At 38.6% G+C, this 22,492-nt stretch carries 20 protein-coding genes and 1 CRISPR repeat array (1 of these 21 cut by a window edge); of the genes, 12 read left to right on the plus strand and 8 right to left on the minus strand.

The features are described from left to right. Positions 1 to 803: direct repeats of the CRISPR family, unit length 28 nt; unit sequence TTTCTAAGCTGCCTACATGGCAGTGAAC (it extends 2,408 nt beyond the left edge of the window). A gap of 131 nt (positions 804 to 934) precedes the next feature. From cas6f to cas1f, 5 genes are read right to left on the minus strand one after another with little or no spacing between them, the layout of a single operon-like run. After that, a complete protein-coding gene (gene cas6f, locus M5E07_RS10330) occupies positions 935 to 1,522 on the minus strand; it encodes a type I-F CRISPR-associated endoribonuclease Cas6/Csy4 (RefSeq protein WP_252219026.1) in 588 nt (195 codons plus the stop codon). Between the two features lie 8 nt (positions 1,523 to 1,530). Further along, positions 1,531 to 2,541, minus strand: a complete 1,011-nt coding sequence (cas5fv, locus tag M5E07_RS10335) for a type I-Fv CRISPR-associated protein Cas5fv (protein ID WP_252219028.1) — start codon at positions 2,539 to 2,541, stop codon at positions 1,531 to 1,533. A gap of 11 nt (positions 2,542 to 2,552) precedes the next feature. Next, positions 2,553 to 3,530: a type I-Fv CRISPR-associated protein Cas7fv gene (gene cas7fv, locus M5E07_RS10340; protein WP_252219030.1), complete on the minus strand. Its 978-nt coding sequence runs from the start codon at positions 3,528 to 3,530 to the stop codon at positions 2,553 to 2,555. A gap of 15 nt (positions 3,531 to 3,545) precedes the next feature. Beyond that, on the minus strand, positions 3,546 to 6,494 hold the full coding sequence (locus tag M5E07_RS10345) for a CRISPR-associated endonuclease Cas3'' (RefSeq protein WP_252219032.1): 2,949 nt from the start codon (positions 6,492 to 6,494) through the stop codon (positions 3,546 to 3,548). Beyond that, positions 6,491 to 7,450, minus strand: a complete 960-nt coding sequence (cas1f, locus tag M5E07_RS10350) for a type I-F CRISPR-associated endonuclease Cas1f (RefSeq protein WP_252219034.1) — start codon at positions 7,448 to 7,450, stop codon at positions 6,491 to 6,493. The genes M5E07_RS10345 and cas1f overlap by 4 nt, the downstream gene beginning before the upstream one ends. 658 nt (positions 7,451 to 8,108) lie before the next feature. Here cas1f and M5E07_RS10355 point away from each other — a divergent pair. Further along, on the plus strand, positions 8,109 to 8,669 hold the full coding sequence (locus tag M5E07_RS10355) for a 1-acyl-sn-glycerol-3-phosphate acyltransferase (RefSeq protein ID WP_252219036.1): 561 nt from the start codon (positions 8,109 to 8,111) through the stop codon (positions 8,667 to 8,669). A 116-nt stretch (positions 8,670 to 8,785) separates the two neighbouring features. Then, positions 8,786 to 9,535: a YebC/PmpR family DNA-binding transcriptional regulator gene (locus M5E07_RS10360; protein WP_016167535.1), complete on the plus strand. Its 750-nt coding sequence runs from the start codon at positions 8,786 to 8,788 to the stop codon at positions 9,533 to 9,535. Positions 9,536 to 9,642: 107 nt separating this feature from the next. On the opposite strand, the gene M5E07_RS10365 is transcribed toward M5E07_RS10360, so the two are convergent. Next, positions 9,643 to 10,113: an Lrp/AsnC family transcriptional regulator gene (locus M5E07_RS10365; RefSeq protein ID WP_116762633.1), complete on the minus strand. Its 471-nt coding sequence runs from the start codon at positions 10,111 to 10,113 to the stop codon at positions 9,643 to 9,645. Positions 10,114 to 10,369: 256 nt separating this feature from the next. Next, positions 10,370 to 11,140, minus strand: coding sequence for a glutathione S-transferase family protein (locus tag M5E07_RS10370; RefSeq protein WP_252219039.1), 771 nt, complete (start codon positions 11,138 to 11,140; stop codon positions 10,370 to 10,372). A gap of 371 nt (positions 11,141 to 11,511) precedes the next feature. Between M5E07_RS10370 and M5E07_RS10375 the strand changes: the two genes are divergently transcribed. The 9 genes from M5E07_RS10375 (at position 11,512) to M5E07_RS10415 (ending at position 20,930) form a co-directional block, all read left to right on the plus strand. Then, complete coding sequence (locus M5E07_RS10375; protein ID WP_252219042.1) at positions 11,512 to 12,714, plus strand: SfnB family sulfur acquisition oxidoreductase; 1,203 nt, start codon at positions 11,512 to 11,514, stop codon at positions 12,712 to 12,714. A 10-nt stretch (positions 12,715 to 12,724) separates the two neighbouring features. Further along, positions 12,725 to 13,948, plus strand: a complete 1,224-nt coding sequence (locus tag M5E07_RS10380; protein ID WP_252219045.1) for an SfnB family sulfur acquisition oxidoreductase — start codon at positions 12,725 to 12,727, stop codon at positions 13,946 to 13,948. Then, positions 13,948 to 15,363, plus strand: coding sequence for an LLM class flavin-dependent oxidoreductase (locus M5E07_RS10385; RefSeq protein ID WP_252219048.1), 1,416 nt, complete (start codon positions 13,948 to 13,950; stop codon positions 15,361 to 15,363). The genes M5E07_RS10380 and M5E07_RS10385 overlap by 1 nt, the downstream gene beginning before the upstream one ends. Before the next feature lie 31 nt (positions 15,364 to 15,394). Beyond that, the gene (locus M5E07_RS10390) at positions 15,395 to 16,237 is read left to right on the plus strand and encodes a MetQ/NlpA family ABC transporter substrate-binding protein (RefSeq protein WP_252219051.1); all 843 of its coding nucleotides are present in this window, start codon (positions 15,395 to 15,397) and stop codon (positions 16,235 to 16,237) included. Between the two features lie 9 nt (positions 16,238 to 16,246). Next, positions 16,247 to 17,089, plus strand: a complete 843-nt coding sequence (locus M5E07_RS10395) for a MetQ/NlpA family ABC transporter substrate-binding protein (protein WP_252219055.1) — start codon at positions 16,247 to 16,249, stop codon at positions 17,087 to 17,089. Positions 17,090 to 17,100: 11 nt separating this feature from the next. Next, positions 17,101 to 18,171: a methionine ABC transporter ATP-binding protein gene (locus tag M5E07_RS10400; protein ID WP_252219058.1), complete on the plus strand. Its 1,071-nt coding sequence runs from the start codon at positions 17,101 to 17,103 to the stop codon at positions 18,169 to 18,171. Beyond that, positions 18,152 to 18,811 carry a methionine ABC transporter permease gene (locus M5E07_RS10405; protein ID WP_252219060.1) on the plus strand — a complete coding sequence of 220 codons (660 nt, stop codon included), beginning with the start codon at positions 18,152 to 18,154 and terminating at the stop codon, positions 18,809 to 18,811. The genes M5E07_RS10400 and M5E07_RS10405 overlap by 20 nt, the downstream gene beginning before the upstream one ends. A 113-nt stretch (positions 18,812 to 18,924) precedes the next feature. Further along, positions 18,925 to 20,016, plus strand: a complete 1,092-nt coding sequence (ychF, locus tag M5E07_RS10410) for a redox-regulated ATPase YchF (protein ID WP_252219063.1) — start codon at positions 18,925 to 18,927, stop codon at positions 20,014 to 20,016. Between the two features lie 302 nt (positions 20,017 to 20,318). Next, positions 20,319 to 20,930, plus strand: a complete 612-nt coding sequence (locus M5E07_RS10415; protein WP_252219066.1) for a superoxide dismutase — start codon at positions 20,319 to 20,321, stop codon at positions 20,928 to 20,930. 202 nt (positions 20,931 to 21,132) lie between these two features. On the opposite strand, the gene M5E07_RS10420 is transcribed toward M5E07_RS10415, so the two are convergent. After that, positions 21,133 to 21,672: an Mpo1 family 2-hydroxy fatty acid dioxygenase gene (locus tag M5E07_RS10420; RefSeq protein WP_252219068.1), complete on the minus strand. Its 540-nt coding sequence runs from the start codon at positions 21,670 to 21,672 to the stop codon at positions 21,133 to 21,135. A gap of 94 nt (positions 21,673 to 21,766) precedes the next feature. Between M5E07_RS10420 and M5E07_RS10425 the strand changes: the two genes are divergently transcribed. Continuing rightward, complete coding sequence (locus M5E07_RS10425) at positions 21,767 to 22,468, plus strand: Crp/Fnr family transcriptional regulator (protein WP_252219070.1); 702 nt, start codon at positions 21,767 to 21,769, stop codon at positions 22,466 to 22,468. Positions 22,469 to 22,492 lie beyond the last annotated feature (24 nt).

The following is a 22,492-nucleotide window of genomic DNA, read 5'->3' on the forward strand; positions in this document are numbered from 1 at the left end:
AGCTGCCTACATGGCAGTGAACGTAATAACATTAGAGAGTAAACCCGTGAGGTACTTTCTAAGCTGCCTACATGGCAGTGAACAAACCCCATCCTAAAGCTACAGAAGCGGAAAATTTCTAAGCTGCCTACATGGCAGTGAACGTCGTTCTAACGCAGAGATTGTAAAGCTTTATTTTCTAAGCTGCCTACATGGCAGTGAACTTGAGAAATGATTGCTAAGTGGTTGTCTGTTGTTTCTAAGCTGCCTACATGGCAGTGAACCACCTACATAAATCTGGTAATCTTGTACCCAATTTCTAAGCTGCCTACATGGCAGTGAACTTGGCGAGCATGGAACAAGTTGCAGTTTAGTCTTTCTAAGCTGCCTACATGGCAGTGAACTGATTGCTGTTCAGTCTATGTTTTTCCTAAATTTTCTAAGCTGCCTACATGGCAGTGAACGGACACATAACAAAGCTTTTAACTCTTATTAATTTCTAAGCTGCCTACATGGCAGTGAACAAAACCTACTGTTACGTAGCGTGAGCAGTCTTTTTCTAAGCTGCCTACATGGCAGTGAACAAATCAATCAAATATGTGAGTATTGTGATGATTTTCTAAGCTGCCTACATGGCAGTGAACTTAAATATCGGGCTTCGTCTAGATGAAGCTTTTTTCTAAGCTGCCTACATGGCAGTGAACAATACCGACAAAGTAGAGGAAGCTTAAATATCTTTCTAAGCTGCCTACATGGCAGTGAACATTAAAAGCCACCATTTCGGTGGTTTTTTTATTTTCTAAGCTGCCTACATGGCAGTGAACAGTAATTTTATAGCAAAAAATAAAGTTATAACAGTGAGTTAATACTAAAAATCCATAAAAGACCCAAGTTTTAACTCACGTTTATAACCTATTGATTTTATTAAGCTGTTAAAGAATGAAAAAATATTGGGTTAAAATTCAGGTACGGAACTCTGTGAACTTAAACCATAGGTACTAAAAACCTGACTTTCAGATTGTTCAGCATTTTTCTTTTCTATAAAAAGTTTAAACATTTGATCTGAAGTTAAACTTTTCATTTGGACAAATGGCAGATCCGTTGTTGTAACAACATTGCTATAACGAGCCAAAGCTTCATCAAAACCAATATCACCGCGTTTTACGCGATGGCGCGCCAAACGTTCGGCATTGGTTTTCACTTGCTTACGTTTATAGATGGCATAACTTTTTATATTCTCTGGGACTTCTCGAATAGAAGTGATGTGAACATAATCAGTGAATCGATCTAACCATTTTTTAAGATCAAGTTTTTTCAAATCAGCTTCATTTTGAGCAAAAAGTCGAAGCTTTGTACCTAAAAACCCAATACTTTTTTCCTGATTAAAACGATATTGGGGAAAAGATACGCCAATATTTACCTTATCATTTATGTCTTTTACTTCAGCAAAAGCAATGTGCAATTGTGTATAAAGTTTCGACCATAATTGATAAGTCACCAATTCAGGATTTTCGATTAAGGTCACCTCAATATAATATTTCATCGATCACCTCATCGAATATCTATAACATAAGCAAGACCTTTTTTACCTAAGTAAAAAGATGATACGCCTGCATTCTCAATTTTTTCTTCCAAATCTTTAGCCTGATCTTTAGAAAGATGAAGCGTAATTTCCAAACGACCACTCGCTTTTGTTAAGAAGTTTTTAACTTTACCTTCACCTGCTAAAAAATCATTCTTGATATATGGATTTCCCCAAATGATTTTTTTATTTCCAGTTGTATAACGATCCATAAAGTCTTTCTTCGTAAATCCTCTTTTTGAAATACCACTTAACCCACCAGATTTTGTCAAAATTTCTGAAAGATCATAATGCTGAGCAAGCCTAGAGATTTGTATATATAAAGCCGAAGTATAAAAACTAACTGGTGTGAACAAACCTTTTGCTGTCAATTTGAAATCAACATCAGGAAAGTTTTGTACAATATACTCATATGCTTTTTGTAATTCATCTACAAGTTCAATTGGCTTTAAGGCATTCAGTTCCTCTAACTGGTTAATGACAATCAAAGGATCTAATACCTCATCAAATGATGGGAATCGATAGTTTTCATCTAATATAAATTGGACAACAGTATCAATATCCTGAAAAAGTATTCCCCAAAGCCTAGATGAAAATTCAGACGTAAAAGCTTTATCCTGAGCTTTGATCATTCCTGTAAATGCATTTTGATCTGTACTTCCCGATATATTTCGCAAAAATATTATTTCCTGATCAAGTACAGCAATATCTTTAATATCGCTCTCATTCAAGGTTTCTTCAATTTCTTTAAAATAATAATCTTTACGACTTCTTGCATCATATAATTTTCGCTGATCACCAATCAAACGATTTAATATCCCCATTACAGTATTTTTAGTAATAGCCCTTGCCTTATAATTATTCGCTTTTTTATCACCCAAAGCAGTCATTGAACCGATAAAATTTCTTTTAACGGTATTATCTTCACCATCCAAAAATGAATTTCGCCATGAAGACTCATATTCAATAATGATTTGCATAAATCACCCCATTATTGTGCTTCGAAGTAAACGGCATAATCCATTTGCGGTTCTAAATTTGCTTGTTCAGGCGAACGCTTAATACGCATCATTTTATTACTGTCATTATAATCAACTTCTACTGATTCAACGTACATATAGCCTTTTGCCTGCTTAATACTCAATTCACGTAATAAATTTAATGTTTCATTTACCAGAATATCTATTGCAGTGTTATCTAATAAAATTCCCACTTCCCCTTCTTCAAAAATTGTACCTTTACGGACATAATTCGGATGGAAAACTGCTTTAGGTTGACGACTTGCGTCCAATTGTTGAATAAATTCTTGTACGGTTTCGGCAATTTTTTCACCTTCACCTTCTTTAATAATCATGGATGCACGATCAAATTTTTTATCCAGTGAAATAAATTCTAATTGTTCAATACTAATTGAACCATAAGCCACATATTCAGTATCGCCAAAGGTAGTTTTTGAATAGAAAGAGTTGCTTGCAACATCTTTCCCTTTATCATCTTTACCTTTTTCTTTAGAACCTGAACGCCCCATTTGTTCAAAGTTACCATTACCCAACTGATCAATAAAATCTGTAATCAACAATGGGCTTGTACGTTTACATTGACTTGATGGCACAACATAACCACGAATTAAACCTGTGATTGATGCTAGTACATCAATCAAGTTTTTATCTTTGGCATAATGTAAATCATATGCTTGGTCACGGAACAAATGATGACGAATACAGTTTTGACTGATATATAAAGGCGTTTTCGAAAAGTCGATATCTGATGCTTCTTTCTTATATTTATAACCTGTTTCTTTAATTCTACCTGTTAAATTAGAATAACCACGTAATTTAGGTAAACTATGATTATCTACAGTCGTACCATCATCACCTGTTAATGTCGTTGGACCATTCCAATTCACAACGCCATAACCATATGCTGTAATTTTAAAATCTACGCTTTTAATTCCTGTAACTTTTGACATTTTTTCACCCTCTTTTTAGTTTGTAGTTAAAACTTGAATTTTATTTAATGAAATTGCACCAATTGGTTGTTTATCGCAAACTGCATAATAAATTGCCTCTGTATGTCTTACCCCCGTCCCTCCAACCTTATTTAAATCATCTTCGATGTAACTTAAATAAAGTGGATATTCTGCATCTCGTGCATAATTTTCTAAAACTATACATCTTGTAGTTTGTTTCTTTTCGGGAATACCTTGCACAGGATGTGTAACATCGATATTTCCATGCTTTTGTGCAATAAAAGTGATTAACCCTAAATCTCGAATTATGCTTAGTGATTCTGTCAAATTATCAAACTCAGTTGTATCATCCAAAGGTGGTTGATAAGCGTAAGAGTTCTCAAAAATTGGATTTTTATAATCATTTACATTCAGCACAGCCAATTGTACAAAACGACTATCACCCCGTAATGAGTTTTTACTGATTTTAGACTTACGCTCTGTTATTGATTTTTTGACTACTTTTACAGGTTCAGTCACTTTATTATTCAATTGCAGAATACTGCTCTTTATTGCTTTGTCTAGATCTTGCAAAAGTAATTGCTGACTTTTTTCATTCTCAGGAGATAAATAAAAATCTTTATAGAGTTTATACAACTTGGGTAAAGTAAAAGTTTGATCTGCAAGCTGATGGTGTAAAAACTCATACCAAACTTTAGCAGATTGCAAACCATGCAATGAGTTTAAAAATTTTGCAGATGAACCTTTAGATTTTCCTTGTTTAATATCATCGGTAATTGCAATAGTTAGAATATTTACAGCATTATTTTCCCCAAAACGATCTAAACGTCCTAGACGTTGCAAAATATTTTCAGCATGCGTCATTTCACTTAACATTGCATTACAACTAATATTTAAAGATGCCTGAACAATAGGGCCACTTCTCAAAACATCATATTGTGCTGTTCCATTTTTTTTGAATGATTCATACACTTCCCCAAACCATTTTTTCTTATCACTACGCTTAAATTTTGAATGGAATAGAATGCTATTTTCGTGTTGCTGATGATAAATAAAACTTTGTTGTGCTGTTAATGCAGTATTACTAATAACAAAAGTTTTTGTATCATATTTTTTAAAAAATGGACTGTTGAGCTTATCGGCATCGTCATAATCAATAAAATTAACTTGGTAATGACTCTGATTAAATGATGGCATTTCAATAACATCATCGCTTCCAATACCAAGAATTTCTTTTAAATATAAATAATGTGGTGTTGCTGAAACCAATAACGTATTTTTTTCATACGCTTTACGCATATTTTTATTGGCAATTAATTCTGCAAACAATAAATTGAAAATTTCCATACCAATATATTCATGGTATTCATCAAAGACCACATGAGCATTCATAAAGGGTAATAAGCTGTTTACTTTGGAATGGGTTGTAATTGATCCTAAAATCTGGTCAATCGTTGTAACCACCACATCACCCGAAAAATATTCATTTTCAGGTGTTAGGTTTTCCCATGAATTGGTATATTTAAACTCACCTGTAAATATTTCAATTTTTGCATCGGGTAAATAATCAGTTGTCAGTTCCTCAAAAATACCTTGGCAAACTTGTATACGTGGGCAAACCCAAATTATTTTTTGTGCATTTTTTAACTTCGCCCACTCTAGTGCAATTTTGGTTTTACCACATCCTGCTGCACCTGAAAGCACAGAAATATCTCGAACATCCGCAAGTTTTTGTGCAATTTCGTTTTGTTTTTGACTTCGCTCACTATTTGGAAATTTCTGTGCTACCCCCTCTAAAGAAGACATTAATGTTGAAATTTCTTCTTGAGTATCTTCAATAAAATCATCCAAGCACTGTTGTGCTAAATTTTCAATTAACTCATCTGCTGACCATGAAGATACTAAACGATCTGCACTAATAACACAGGCACGCAGTAAATTATGCTGTGCATTATATGAAATTTTCTGTCTTGTCTTTGCTAAAGTATCTGTGATCAAGTAGCGTTTAAATTCAGGGAATTCAGCACTTTTAAAATCATATTGAAAACTTTCAATCAGATCATTAAAAGACTCAACAGACCAAAGTAAGTGTTTTTCAATCTGTGTAAATTCACTTGAATAATGGCTTGCAGATTGTTGTATTTTTTTGAGCATTAAAACTGCATTTTTAACCAAATTTTCAAATGCATCATCATTCAGATTTTTTGTTAAGTACTCATATACCTTAATAACACCTGTAAAATCATCTTTCTGACGGTAGGGCTTGGCATGATGCCAATAAATGACATGTTGCAAGCTTTCTTTTTGAGGATTATTTAAACCTACGCATTGCTTCTCTAATAAGTTAAACAGTAAGAGAGAAATTTCATTATGTCTCGGATGTTTATCAAATGTGAATTTAACATCAATATGCTGCCCATCCTCATCAGGATCTTTCTGTTTTTGCTTTTTCACCCAATCTTGAAAATGTGGATCTAGCTTCCCCAAATCATGTAAACACCCTGCCAAATAAGCAACTTTCGATAAATTTTGATGTTCCTCATTATCTAATATACGTTCAAAAAGTTTCTGTGCAATATATCCAATTGCAAAAGAATGTTCTGCTAAAGGCTGTAATTTTGTATTCGCATAAAATTGATCTTGTTTAGCTTTCATTGTTGTCACATCCATAAATACTTCTTTTTGAGTGCTATTCACAGGCACAATGCCCTGCGCATTAAATTTATTCCGATTCCCCACAATCCACAGCAATTCACTTCGACGTCTGCCCCGAATCCAGTGACAGCTTACCGCAGTGCTTTTCGTGACAGCTTTACGTAATAATTTTTTAACGGCAATTAGACCATCTTCGGTAATGACCGTTTGCCATGTGTTATCGCCAATACGGTCAGCAAAAGCATCCAATACACGGCGCGTCCGAACTAAAGCTTTCTTTTCACACTGGCTAACGAAAGTCACGATCATGCTTCATCTCCACTTTTAGAAGACAAAGCCGCTTCCTTCACTTGATCAAACATCCAATCCAAACATTTATGCTCCGTAAATTTCTGAAGTATCTGTTGACGAAACTCTTGCTCAGTCATTTTTTCTTTTGCACAAATAAAGGCATAAGGAAGTACTACAGCATCCTTAATTAAATCCGCCACATCAAAGACCAAAGCCCCGCGGCGGGTTTTGCCATGCATCACAGCAAAACCATGTGGAATGCCTAAAACCCAAAGTGTCGTCGCTGCCAATCCATAGGCTAAATAATTGCCGTGGTTGAGAAAATCATTGGCTAAATCACCCTGTTCACGATTGCGCTCAAAACTCATTTTGTTGCGTGTGGCTGCAACTTTATAAAGTTGTTTGGTCATGGCCGCTTCATGCAAAAGCAAATCACCGACTTTTGTGGTGTTAGGAATCTTCTTTTCAAAACCATCCAGTGCAGTTTGAATATCCCGATCATCCAAATAAAAACTCTGTTCTTTTAAATCCCGGTCTTTATCCCAAACTTTCCGTATAAAATCGATACGCGCATGTTGAAATTGTTTTGCCACAGCTAGACGCTTTTCATCTTCGAACCAAAATTGCATCCAGCCCTGCATATATTCTGTTGGTCGGTATTCACTTTGCGGTGTCATCCACTCAATTTCACTACCCATAAAAAGTGGCGTTCCACCTCCCCCACAAAAACCAACCAATACCCCTGCACTGGCGAGCATTCGCATCGCTGCCTGAGTGATCGACGTACCTGTACCGAGTAAAATCACTGTGGTATTGGCAATTGGGATATTCCAGTATTGGTTTTCATTTTTGGCTTCGGTGAGGTAAAGCACTCGACCATCTTTTTGCATGACACGAGCATGTTCAAGGTAATAGACATTTGCACGTTTTGAATGAAGAATTGCTTTTAAGTCAGATGGATTCAGTTGTTCCATTTTTATAAAACTATAAATGTAATAATTAAAATGAGTATAAAAAAATTATTAGAAAAATATATAAAGCTTGAATTTAAAACGACATACTTTGACGTTTATTTCACCCTTAAGTTTAAACAGAATTCTTATTTTTCAACTTAAAGCATTGGTCGTAAAGCTCATGCTTTGTATATAAAAATTAAACTCAATAGATCAACAAAAAATACAGTAAATTGTCTCATTCATTATGATTTAACTGATTTATTTTTTCGAAAATCTAAATAGAATTCGATTAAAGACCAAATCACGACCAATAAAAAAAACAAAAAGACCAACAGAAAAGCGGAAAAATACATCATATTGTTCAATCCTAAACTTGCTTTAGTAAAACGACAGATATCCAATGAAGTTCCATTTCATCTAAGACAAAAGTCTAATATGGTTTAAGTGCAATGAATAGTGATTTTTCCAATAAATTAAGACTTTTTTTCAATGAGTTGATCAATAAAACGAATAAATATGACAATTTGTTGGTATAACCGAGACGCTACAACAAAACAAAAAACCAAATATACACTTGTATTTTATATATGCAATTACATCATTCCAGCTATTGACCTTATTTTGAAATAAGCAGACATTAGCAAGCTTGATTAACCCCATAACATTAAGATCCGCTATGTTAAAAAAAATGATTGGCGAATCCGCATTTAAACTTGCGGGCTGGCAATATCACGTAGAACCCAATACCCTCGAAAACAAACAAGTAATTGTGGGTTTTGAGCACACCTCAATGATGGATGCTGTTTTATCTCTCGCCTTGTTCCAAATTTACGATATTAAAATTCATACCCTCATCAAAAAAGAATTGTTTAAGGGCCCGTTGAAACCATTGCTAGAAGCTATTGGCGGAATTCCAGTTGACCGTAAATCTAATCAAGATATTGTGGGACAAATGGTCGACCTTTTTGCCTCTCACGAAAAATTTAATTTGGTCATTGCACCTGAGGCAACTCGTGCAAAAGATGGTGAAGTCCGCAAACCTATCCGTACAGGATTTTGGCATATTGCCAAAGCTGCCAATGTGCCTATTGTTTTGATGTATGCCAACTCACAAACCAAGCAAGGTGGTATTTTTGGCAAAATTTATCCCACTGAACTTCATCACGACCTAGCACTTATGCAAAAGTTGTATAAAGAAAATGTGGGATTGGACATTATTATTCCTGAACCCAAATAGCACCGTTCAATTGTTTAAAAACTCAAACTTAAGCCCTTTCTCTAAAAAAAGGGCTTATGGTAGAATCTGCTCAATTTGATTTGGCATAAGGCCAATCTACAAGGAGCATATTTCGCATGGCGGGTCATTCCAAGTGGGCTAATACTAAGCATCGTAAAGCAAAACAAGATGCGAGCCGCGCTAAAGTATTCACAAAATTCATTCGTGAAATCGTTACAGCCGCACGTTTAGGCGGTGGTGATGTTGCATCTAACCCACGTTTACGTGCTGTCGTTGAGAAAGCATTAGTCGCAAATATGACACGTGATACGATCAACCGTGCAATCCAGCGCGGTGTTGGCGGTGAAGAAAATGCTGATTTAAAAGAGGTCACTTACGAAGGTTATGGCGTGGGTGGTGTTGCGGTAATCGTAGAAACAATGACTGACAACTTAAACCGTACTGTGCCAGATGTTCGTCACTGTTTTTCTAAAACCGATGGTAACCTAGGTACCAATGGTTCAGTGGCATTCTTGTTTACTAAGCGTGGCGAAATTACTTTTGAAGATGTTTCTTTAGAAGACAAAATTATGGACGTCGCTTTAGAAGCAGGTGCGGAAGATATTGAAGTGACTGAAGACGAAATTCTGGTCATTACTACACCAGAATCGTTTGGTGATGTACAGGATGCGTTGACTGCTGCGGGCTTAAAATCTGACAATGCTGAAGTCGTGATGAACCCTTCAACGAAAGCATTGATTTCTGATATCGATCAAGCGAAAAAAATCGTGAAAATGATTGATATGTTTGAAGATTTAGATGATGTGCAAAACGTTTATACCAACGTTGAATTTACAGAAGAAGTTTTAGCTCAGCTAGATGAGTAATCTTTCAAAAAATAAAAAAACGCGCCTATGAGCGCGTTTTTTTATTGATGAATACATACGGTATTGCTTATATCAGCGATTAAACTGATATTAAAAGTTTTGAATGTTTAAACCTTATTCAATAAACCGCGACAGTTAAATACATTATATTCCTTAATGACGAAACTGGAATGTAATGCAACCACATGCTCAATCTTACCAATCCGATTCAGGAGAATCTGACTGTAATTTTCCATATCACGTGCAATCACTTCCACAATAAAATCTGCCGACTGCCCTGTGACCAAAAAAGCATTAATGACTTCTGGAATACTTTCTAATTCTTCTAAAAATTTGGAAAAAGTATCGCTATCATGCTTACTTAAAGAAACTTGCAGTAATACATGTAAGCTAAAGCCGAGTTTTTGATAATTAATGTCGCGGCGTACATTGGTCATGACATTGGTATCAATTAAATGTTTAATACGACGATGAACCGAGCTGACCGAAAGATTAATTCGCTCTGACAGTTCATTCAGATTCACATCTTCATGGGTTAATATTTCCAGAATTTGTTTGTCAAAGCGGTCTAATTCCATCACTGGCTCCAAAAATGAAATAATAAGGTGTAAATAAAAACCACGTATGAGTTATTTGAATTATGCAAGATACGTGCTCAACATCCGAGAACGATTATTTCGTTTATTCCACTAAAAATAAAGTCGCGTATGCTACTTATTTTTACCAATTCATAGATTTACAGAAATTCAATGCAATAAATACCCTTGAATATAAATTAAATGTCATTCTTAGGTAATATTTAACTATCTTTTTACTTGAGTGGTTCTTAAAAGATTACATGCCGCGCCAGTCTACACGTGCATTGCGTTCGGTATAATAAATACGCTGTACATATTGTCCCAAAGGTAAATCTAAAAGTTGATGCTTAAATGCATAAAACTCTTCAGAACTGCCCGAAATGTAGTCTTCTTCACGCTCCCAAGGGGTTCCAGCTATTTCTAATAAAGGTGCAAGCATGGAACAGACTGAAATATCGGCAAGTCCCAAACGCTCACCCACAAAATAACGCCCATCATTTTCTAATAATTTCTGATTCAATACAGTAATCAGTTGTTCCATCTGATGCTTAGAATATTCAACTTTTTCAGTATCAAGCTGATAACTCTTAGACACCAGTGTTTTTAATATCGGTTTAGAAAATTTCTCAAATTGGCGTAGATAGCCTTTTTCACCAATCATAATGTCTAAAGTTTCATCACTTTCCGATAAACTTTGCGCTAAACCCCAACGGCGTACATGTAAGCCAAGCTCTGATGCCAAAGCATTAATTTCTAATGCAACTTCTCTTAAATGTGAATCTGCACGTAATAAAGCATGTTCTGGATAAGTCTGATCTAAATACAATGCAATTTGGGTTGAATCTGCAACCCAATACTCATTGTCTCGTAAAATTGGCAGTTTATTCTGCCCTGTTTTGAGTTGTGCAAAAGCACGATGTACACCTGGTATTAAATTCTGTGCAACAAAATCGAGTTGTTTATAATCGAGTAACCAGCGAGCTTTCTCACAATAATGAGATAAAGGAAACTGGTATAAAATTCGCATAAACACTCCAAAAGATGAGAGGAACATTGATTTATTCAGAAAACCAACGCTTTCAGTCTGTTACTTTAGTCAGTCAAAGCCAGAAACACAATGTCCTTTTTATCCCAAAATAAATACGTCTTAACCTTATATGGTTATACAATTTTCTGTCTTGAATATCTTTAAACAAGATAACCTTCCATTTTTGGAACAACCTAAAAACCTTAAAATTATAATTATTAATTAAAATCAATCATTTAACTTATCTAAATTTATTCAAACTTTACCACTTTAAGTTTTAAACATTGTTTTTCATAAGTACATAGAAATCAGTCAGTTAATTTTTTATAACAGACAGACTAACGTTTTGACATTGTTTCAAAGGTGTCATCATGGCTTATATCAATTCCAAAAACATACAGATCATCGAAAATGATCAGGATGCAATAAATGCCGCTTACCAAGTTGCGGACTTTGCCCTTGAAGGTCGCAATGCTCGCGATCAAAACCGAGCATTACCTTTTGCAGAAGTTGAACAATTTAGCCAAAAAGGCTTAGGCGGTTTAAGAATTCCCAAACAATATGGCGGTGCTTATGTGTCCAATAAAACACTGGCACGTGTATTCCGTATTTTAAATAAAGCCGATTCTAGTGTAGGACAAATCCCACAGAATCAAATTAGCTTGCTCTATCTCATTGACTTGATGGGCACTGAAGCGCAAAAACAGTTCATTTTTCAAGAAATTCTAGCAGGTAAACGCCTTGCCAATGGTGGACCAGAACGCCATACCAAAGATGCGAAAACACTCAATACCACATTAAGTTTGGAGAATAGTCACTACTATCTTCAAGGTGAAAAATTCTATTCAACAGGCAGCAGCTTCGCGCATTGGTTAGCCATTAAGGCCATTCACCCAGAAGGTCATGTAGTACTCGTCATCGTAAATCGTGAAGCGCAAGGCATTGAAGTCATTGATGATTGGGATGGTTTTGGACAACGTACAACATCGAGTGGCTCAGTCCGTCTGAACCATGTGGAAATTGATCCTTTCCTGATCTTTGATGAACGTCTCTTAACAGCAGCACCAACCTATCGCGGGGCTTATTCGCAACTTTTACAAGTTGCCATTGATGTGGGCATTGCAGAAGCCGCTTTTGAAGATACGCTGGCAACCGTCAAAAAAGCGCGTCCCATTGTCGATGCCCAAGTGGAAAAAGCCAGCTTTGAGCATTACACCTTACAAGAAGTAGGCAAACTGCAAATTCAACTTGAAGCCGCTATTTTACTGCTCGATGAAGCCGCAGAGTATTTAGATGAGTTAGATCAGCTTGAGGGTGTAACCGATGAGCAAGCAGCACGTGCCTCTATTCTCGTCGCTGAAGCCAAAATTTATGCCAATGATGCGGCACTGAATATTTCCGAAAAGCTGCTCGAACTCGGGGGCAGTCGTGCGAGTTTAAGTCAATTCAATTTAGATCAGCACTGGCGTAATGCACGTGTGCACACCCTACATGACCCAGTGCGCTGGAAACTGCATGCGCTTGGCGATTATTACCTGAATCATCAATTACCTGCCCGCCATGCATGGATTTAAGGAGAGCAACATGACGTCATATCAAAGTATTTCCCCTGCACAGGCAGCGCAACTTGCACCTGCACATATTATTCAATCCGATGCCGAAGCCTTAGAAATTGCGCATACCTTGGCAGAACAATTCAAGCACAATGCAATTCTGCGCGATGCTGAACGTATTTTGCCGTTTGAAGAAATTGAAGCTTATAGCCAGTCTGGACTTTGGGCCATTACGGTGCCTAAACAATATGGTGGTGCTGACGTTTCAAGCTATACCGTGGCACAGATTATTGCCCTCATGAGTGGTGTGGATGGTTCAATCGGTCAGATTCCGCAAAACCATTTCTATGCCTTGGAAGTTTTACGTAATACAGGGTCAGAACAACAAAAACAAAAGCTTTATCGGGAAGTATTGCAAGGTGCACGCTTTGGTAATGCCCTTGCAGAGTTTAAAACCAAGAATGCCGCACAAAAACAAACCGCAATTTCTCCGACAGCGAATGGTTTTATCGTCAATGGTGAAAAATTCTATTGCACGGGTAGTTTATTTGCACATCGTATTCCAACTTTAGTCAAAGATGCCCATGACCGTGAGTTTTTGGCCTTTATTCCGCGTAACAGTGAAGGCTTAGAGCTGATTGATGATTGGTCGGGATTTGGACAACGCACCACAGGCAGTGGAACGGTCAAATTCCATCAAGTCTTTGTCGCAACGGAAGATGTGATTCCTTTCGATCAAGCCTTTCAACAGCCTACTTTGGTTGGACCTTTTGCCCAAATTATGCATGCGGCAATTGAAACCGGCATCGCCCGTGCTGCCTTTGAAGAAACGTTGATTCGCGTTCGTCAAGCCCGTCCTTGGATTGATTCAGGTGTAGATGCTGCAACCCAAGACCCACTCACCTTATTAGAATTAGGTCGTGTCGTGGCAGATGTTCGCGCTAGCGAAGTGTTATTAAAACAAGCCGCTCGCTCTATCGATGCCGCCAAACCGCAACCCACTGAAGACAACATTACTCAAGCGTCTTTAGACGTTGCCAAAGTACGTGCCCATAGCAGTGAAATCGCACTTAAAGCATCGTCCAAACTGATTGAATTGGCAGGTAGCCGTGGTAGCCAGCGTGTAGATGGTTTAGACCGATTCTGGCGTAATGCCCGCGTACATACCTTACATGATGCGGCACGCTGGAAGTATTACTTCATTGCCAATTTCACCCTCAATGGCATTCGCCCTCCTCGTCGGGGGACTTTGTAATGACACAACAAACGCCGAAAAAGATTATTTTAAATGCTTTTGATATGAATTCGGTTGGACATATCAATCATGGTTTATGGACACATCCGCGAGATCAATCGCACCGTTTTAATGAACTCAGTTATTGGACTGAATTGGCACAAACACTAGAAAAAGGCTTATTTGACGGTCTATTTATTGCCGACATTACGGGTGTTTATGATGTCTATCAGAATGGTATTGATTTAACCCTGAAAGAATCGATTCAATTACCGAGTCATGATCCAAGTACCTTGGTTTCAGCTATGGCTGCTGCAACGCAACATTTGGGCTTTGGTGTTACGGTTAATTTAAGCTATGAAAATCCCTATCAATTTGCCCGTCGTTTTGCCAGTTTAGATCATTTAACCCAAGGTCGTGTCGGTTGGAATATTGTGACGGGTTATTTAGATAGCGCAGAACGATTGGTGGGACAAAAAGGCCTAAAAGAACACGACCTGCGTTATGCCCAAGCCGAAGAATTTCTTGAGCTTTGCTATAAGTTTTGGGAAGGCTCTTGGGAAAATGACGCGGTACTGAAAAATAAAGCACAGCGTATTTTTACCGATCCCGCTAAAGTACATGCCATTCAGCATCAGGGACAGTTTTATCAAAGTCAGGGGGTGTTTCAAGTCTCTCCCTCACCACAACGCACCCCTGTTTTATATCAGGCTGGGGCTTCTCCGCGTGGTTTAGCATTTGCGACTCAACATGCAGAAGGTATTTTTATTGGTGGAGATCGACCAGAGAAGATTAAGCAACAGGTCGATAAAATTCGTGCCCTCGCAGTTGCTCAAGGTCGAGATGCCAATACGGTAAAAATCTTTGTCGGGATTACGGTTGTGACCGCCGAAACGGATGCACTGGCACAGGAAAAATTAGCAGAATATATCCGCTACGCCAGTCCAGAAGCAGGTTTGGCACATTACTCCAGTTCAGTGGGCATCGATTTATCCAAATTTGCAGATGATGAGGCCATTCCCTATCAAAAAACCAATAGCATAGCCTCGGTCAATCAAAAGTTTAAAGAGCAAACCATTACACGCAATGACTTAAAAGCACAGCATGTCTTGGGTGGACGTTACCCTCTCATTATTGGAAGTGGCGCGGCTGTGGCGGAACAACTGATTCAGTGGATCGATGAAACAGGCATTGATGGTTTTAATCTGACCCGCACGGTTGCCCCAGAATCACATCAAGACTTTATTCGTTATGTCATTCCTGAATTACAACAACGTGGGCGCTACAAAACAAGCTACAGCGAAGGCAGTTTAAGACACAAACTGTTTCAACAAGGCGACCATCTTGCCGACCATCATCCTGTACAGCAGTTCCGATGTTTAAGCTCAAATTCGACTCCAGACTTAACCACACATTCAGAAAAACAGACAGCTTAACTGCTGTAAATTTAAAAATACGAGAGATAACATGGCTTTAACTGCAAAAAATAAATTCACCTTTTTAGGGGTACTTGTCGCTGCACTGGTGATCGGACTTGTGGCATGGAGTTACCATAAAAAGAGCAGCAATACCGAGTTAGTGATTGGTATTAGCCCACCCTTTGCTAACCCATTAAAGGTTGCCGTCGAAGAGGCGAAACAACAAGGGATCAATGTCAAACTGGTGGAATTTTCCGACTGGAATACCCCGAATATTACTTTGAATCATGGCGATATTGATGCCAATTATTTCCAGCATCAACCCTTCTTGGACAATGCCATCAAAGAAACTCAATTCAAACTGAAAGCATTGGATAAAGGCGTCACAACGCATGTCGGCCTATACTCCAAGAAATACCATTCACTGGATGAACTACCAGATCAAGCCCGTGTGGTCATTCCAAATGATCCTGTGAATCAAGGTCGTGCATTGTTGCTTTTACAACAAGCCAAACTGATTACTTTAAAAAATCCAGAGAATCATTTATCTAACTTACAAGACATTGCTGCCAATCCTAAAAAGCTGCAATTTATTGAAGTTGAAGGTCCGCAAACGCCACGTGCAGTGGATGATGCTGACTTAGTTTTCAGCTACCCACATTATTTACGTCTTGCCAAAACCATTGACCCGAATGATGCGCTGATTTTAGATGACAATACCAATACCCGTTATTCCATTTTATTTGTGGTGCGTGATGACTACCAACAGCAACACCCAGAGAAAGCAGCACAATTAGAAAAATTTATCAAAATTTATCAAACTTCTGCCAAGGTTAAACAAACGTTGAATGATGAAATTGGCTCAAAACTTTGGTTCCCAGGCTGGAAGTGAGATTGAGCAATGACAAATTCAGTTTTTACCCGCAAAAATCGTAAGGCCTGGCTGATTGGACTGGCAGTCGTGATTTTGATTTCTGCTGTAGCGGTTTACCGTTACGGCAAAAGCCAAGCCGAACAAGACGTTTTAACCATTGGCATTAGCCCACCCTATGCCGAACTGCTACAAAGTGTTGCAGATGAAGTGAAAAAACAAGGTATTCAGGTCAAACTGGTCGAATTTTCTGACTGGCATGCACCAAATGTCGCAGTACAAAACGGCGATATTGATGCCAACTTTTTCCAGCAAAGCGTCTTTTTACGCAATGCAATTCGTGAAACTCAATATGACTTACATGCCTTTGCCACGGGTACAGGTAGCCATGTTGGACTATATTCAAAGAAATATAAGTCTTTACAGCAACTTCCAAACAAAGCCCGTGTGGTCATTCCGAATGATCCTGTGAACTCTGCCCGCGCGCTGATTCTGCTGCACCGCGCAGGTTTAATTCAATTGAAAGATATCAATAACGAACTTTCGACTGTGCAGGACATCGTTCAAAATCCAAAACAACTGCAATTTATTGAAGTTGAAGGACCACAAACTGCACATGCATATAACGATGCCGACCTCATCTTTGGTTTTCCGCATTACTTAAAAATGGCGAAAGTAACCGATCCGCATAGCGCTCTGTTTCTCGATCCTATCGATAAAAAATATGCAATTTTGTTCGTCACGCGTAAAGACTATAGCGATCACAATCAAAAATTAGCCACGTTCGTTAAAGCTTTCCAAAACTCTAAAAAAGTTCAAGAGATTTTAGACCGAGATTTTGGCAGCAAAATGTGGTTTGAAGGCTGGAAATAAGGAGAAAGACAATGGTGAGTTTTGGTTCTCATGTGGATTTTTCCCTTCCACACATCAAAATCCGTAATTTGAACAAATATTATGCAGTACAAAATCAGCAAGTCCATGCACTAAAAAATATCGATTTGGATATTCCTGAAGGTAAGATTTTCGGCATTATTGGTAAAAGTGGTGCGGGAAAATCATCCCTATTGCGTACACTCAATGGCCTAGAAAAAATCAGTGAAGGTAGCATTCACATCCACCAACAGAATTTGGCGGAACTCGATCATGCAGAACTCATCCAATTACGTCAACGCATTGGTATGATCTTTCAGCACTTCAATTTAATGTCTGCCAAAACCGTCTGGGACAATGTCGCGCTACCGCTTAAAATTGCCCATTACAGCGCTGCTGAAATTGAGCAACGCGTCAGCGAAGTGCTAGAACTGGTTGGCTTAAGCAATAAAGCGCAACACTATCCTGCCCAACTCTCAGGTGGGCAAAAACAACGGGTCGGCATTGCCCGGGCGTTGGTACATCATCCTGAAATATTGTTATGTGATGAAGCGACCTCTGCACTTGATCCAGAAAGTACCTCAGTGGTGTTGTCACTGCTCAAGGAAATCAATCAAACCCTCGGTATTACCATTGTCTTGATTACTCATGAAATGCAAGTGATCCGTGAAATTTGCGATCAAGTGGTGGTGATTGAACACGGTCAAATCGTGGAGTCTGGACAAGTCTGGTCGGTATTTTCCAATCCTCAGCAGCAAATTACCCAAGAGTTGCTCAATTTAGAACAATTGGATTTGCCATTTCAGTTACACGAGCAACCTATAGCAGAATCAAGTCATGTGATTTTGCGATTAAGCTATGCCTCGCCTCTACAACATTCACCCGATCTAAATTCGATATTCTCGGCAATCAATCGCCCTGTTCATCTGTATCAAAGTCATATTGATTCGATTCAGGAACATTTGATTGGAAAATTTGTGGTGACTGTGCCACACCATGATCTGGATATCCATCAGCTTAAACAACAACTGCAACACCAGTTTGCCAAAATTGAGGTATTGGGCTATGCACGACCAACTCATTGAACTTTTGCTCACAGGAACTGTTGATACGCTGATTATGGTCGGTGTATCCGCGATTTTAGCTTTCCTGATTGGCTTACCTATGGCAGTCATACTGGTGAATACCAGTGAACACGGCATTTATCCCTCAAAACCGATTAACCAAGCTTTGGGTTGGGTGGTGAATATTACCCGTTCGGTGCCTTTCCTCATTTTAATGGTAGCCTTGATTCCTTTAACGCGCTTGATTGTCGGCACCAGTTATGGCGTTTGGGCTGCCGTTGTGCCTCTGACCTTAGCTGCAACACCGTTTTTTGCACGCATTGCAGAAGTGAGCTTACGTGAGGTCGATCAGGGCTTAATTGAAGCCGCGCAAGCAATTGGTTGTAACCGTAAACAAATCATTTGGCATGTATTACTGCCTGAAGCTTTACCTGGAATTGTGGCAGGCTTTACCGTAACAATTGTCACCATGATTAATTCTTCAGCGATTGCAGGTGCCATTGGCGCAGGTGGATTAGGTGATATTGCCTATCGTTATGGTTATCAACGCTTTGATATGCAGATGATGCTTGCGGTCATTGTAGTTTTAGTGGTTCTGGTTATGTTGGTACAAGCAACAGGAGATGCTCTTGCACAACAACTAGACAAGCGAAAAGTTTAACAATCATGCACTTGAAGGTGCCGAAAAGAAAGATACGAGCCATGACCTGACTTTGTCATGGCTTTCATGTAAAATCAGCGCCAATTTTTAAATAATACGTTGTGAGTCATTTCATGGGTTTTAATTGCGGTATTGTCGGCTTGCCGAACGTTGGTAAATCTACCCTTTTCAATGCGTTAACTAAAGCAGCAATTGCGGCAGAAAACTTTCCGTTCTGTACCATTGAACCAAACACAGGGATTGTTCCTGTTCCAGATTTACGTTTAGACAAATTAACTGCAATCGTAAAACCACAACGTGTGATTCCAACCACAATGGAATTTGTAGATATCGCAGGTTTGGTTGCAGGCGCATCTAAAGGTGAAGGTCTTGGTAACCAATTCCTTGCCAACATTCGTGAAACTGATGCCATTGCACACGTTGTTCGTTGTTTTGAAGATGAAAACGTCATTCACGTGAATGGTAAAATTGACCCCTTAGATGATATTGCTACCATCAATACTGAACTTGCACTTGCTGACTTAGAAACTGTAACCAAAGCCGTTACACGTTTAGCAAAATCAGCGAAAAGTGGCGACAAAGAAGCCATTGCAACGAAAGCAGTTCTAGACAAAATTCTACCTTTATTAGATGAAGGTAAACCAGCTCGTGCTGCTACGCTTGATGACGATGAGCGCAAATTGGTGCGTGGTTTTGGTTTAATGACTTTAAAACCAACCATGTACATTGCCAACGTGGCTGAAGATGGTTTCGAAAACAACCCACATTTAGAAGCAGTGCAAAAACTTGCTGCTGAAGAAAATGCAATTGTGGTTCCACTGTGCAACCAAATCGAAGCTGAAATTTCATTACTTGAAGATGAAGACCGTGCTGAATTCCTTGAAGCGATGGGTATGGAAGAACCTGGTCTTAACGTGGTGATCCGCGCAGGTTATGCATTACTTGGCTTACAAACTTACTTCACAGCAGGCGTACAAGAAGTTCGTGCTTGGACTGTAAAAGTTGGTGCAACTGCACCACAAGCTGCGGGTGTGATTCACACTGACTTTGAAAAAGGCTTTATCCGTGCTGAATGTATTGCTTATGATGACTTCATTCAATACAACGGCGAAGCGGGTGCCAAAGAAGCAGGCAAATGGCGTTTAGAAGGTAAAACTTACGTGGTACAAGACGGCGACGTTTTACACTTCCGTTTCAACGTCTAATTAACTTAGATGTTTTAAAAAGCCAGTGATTACACTGGCTTTTTTATTGCTGATATTCAACAAGAACGCCTTCATTAGTGTATTTTTTGCACCATCTACATAAGGGCATTATGTTCTTTTAATCTTATGCTTTTACCCACCTCTTGATCCATCCTCCATTAGAACAGAATCAAACTGGACATAGATAATGCGGCCACTACATGATAAATATAATGATAATTATTATCATTATATTTACATTAAATCCAACATCACCTACACTCCTATTCATAACTAAAAACTTAGATTGAAAGGATGATGCTATGGCTTATACCCTTCCCCATTTACCTTATGCCTATGATGCACTCGAACCGCATATTGATGCGAAAACCATGCAGATTCATCATCGTAAACATCATCAAACCTACATCAACAATATTAATGCAGGCATTGAAGGGACACCGTGGGAAAACTTAACTGTGGAGCAATTAGTCACTCAGGTAAATGATGTTCCAACACAACTCAAAAACAATGTCATCAACAACGCAGGTGGACATGCCAACCACAGCTTATTCTGGACTGTTATGAGTCCTCAAGGCGGTGGACAACCTATAGGTAAAATTGCAGTAGCGATAGAGGCTGAGCTGGGTGGATTTGACAGCTTTAAAGAGGCTTTTACCAAAGCGGCACTCACCCGCTTTGGTAGTGGATGGGCATGGCTAACAGTTACCCCAAATCAAAAATTATTGGTAGAGAGCAGCGCCAATCAGGACTCGCCACTCATGCAGGGTCACACGCCCGTTTTAGCACTCGATGTGTGGGAACATGCTTATTATCTTCAATATCAAAACCGTCGTCCTGAGTACATTGCCGCATTTTTTAATGTCGTCGATTGGCAGGAAGTCAACCGTCGTTATGAACAGGCCATTCAGTAATATGTACGCAGCCACTGACCTACCTATGTCATCATTTCATCAACTACGCTTTATATTGGGCGTTCTTATTTTGCTAAGTGGTGCATTACTTTGCATTTATAAAGTGGCTACATCCCTATATGTATTTTAACTTTTGAGAAACTGTATCCAATGCTCCATATCGCAGAGCATTGGATTAAAATATATAAAGATTTAAATAATATTAAGATGTCGTAGCATTCACAGTTTTTGCATCCATTGCAGCTCTTTGTTTTCTGGCTTGTTCAAGAATGTGTTGTTGCAATTCTTTTCTAAAGCCCATCATAAATATCGCTTCGGCTAACACAAATAAAGGGCCAATGATCAAACCGACTAAATCATCGACAAAGGCAGGTTTTTTCTTTTCATAAAAATGCCCAACAAACTGAAATACCCAGCCCACCACAAAAATACCAATGCTCAGCATTAACCACACCGCAAAACCTAAACCAGCAATCTTTAATGCCAAAGGATAGACCGCAGAAAATAGCAATAACATAATACAGCCAAACCAGAGATCTAATTTCAAATAATACCCACAACACACTATAATCAAGACCAATGCTAAGGTGATTTCAAATCCTGAAAAGTGAAACCCTGCCCGTGCAGTCAAACACATAATGGAGAACACAATCAGCGGAATCCCCACAAAATGCGTTAAAATATTTTTATGATCAAGATGATAAGCCGCGTACTGGCTTAAAAGTTGTTCTAATTTACTCATCGGAATCGTCCTTGTAAGATGCATCAACTCACTATATAAAAAAATCATTTTTATAGTTGTCATCTAGCCGACAATTCAAAATATAAGGATGTCTATGACACTGCAAATGGATGATCTTCAACATCTTGCCAATAATCGTTGGTATTCTGAGCTACCAGTTCCTTTTCAGCAGTTTATTCAGGAACATGCGCTTATACAGCACTATCAGAAAGAACAAGCTATTTTTTATTCTGGAGATGCTTTTGATGGAATCTATGCGGTGCTCGATGGTGCAGTACGCTTAGGTTATGTCGATATTGAAGGTACAGAATCTATTGCTGCAATTGCAGAACCCATCATGTGGTTCGGTGAAATCTCTTTAATTGATCAGCAACCGCGCTCCCACGATGCCATTGCGATTCAAAAAACACGAATCCTGCATATTCCTAGTGCGGCTATCCACACTTTACTTACTACACAGCCTCAGTTCTGGTTTCATATTGCTCAACTCACCAGCCAGAAATTACGTATTGCCTTTTTAGAGCTGATTTCAATTCAAACTCAGACCATCAGACAACGGCTTGCTCTACGATTAATGCTGATTTTACAAGGCTATGGCAATCATGTCCTGATTGAAAAAAATGTCATTCAACTCAGTCAAGAGCAACTTGCACAGATGCTAACTTGCTCACGGCAAACGGTGAATCAGGAATTGCAGGCTTTAGAAAAACTTGGTGTGTTAAATCTGGCATTTAAAAAAATTGAAATTTTAGATCAGGAACAGTTACATCGCTTGGCACATACTCGACAGAGTTGAATTCATCAACATCAACGGTCATTT

The sequence above is a fragment of the Acinetobacter tibetensis genome (genome assembly GCF_023824315.1).
Lineage (GTDB): Bacteria > Pseudomonadota > Gammaproteobacteria > Pseudomonadales > Moraxellaceae > Acinetobacter > Acinetobacter tibetensis.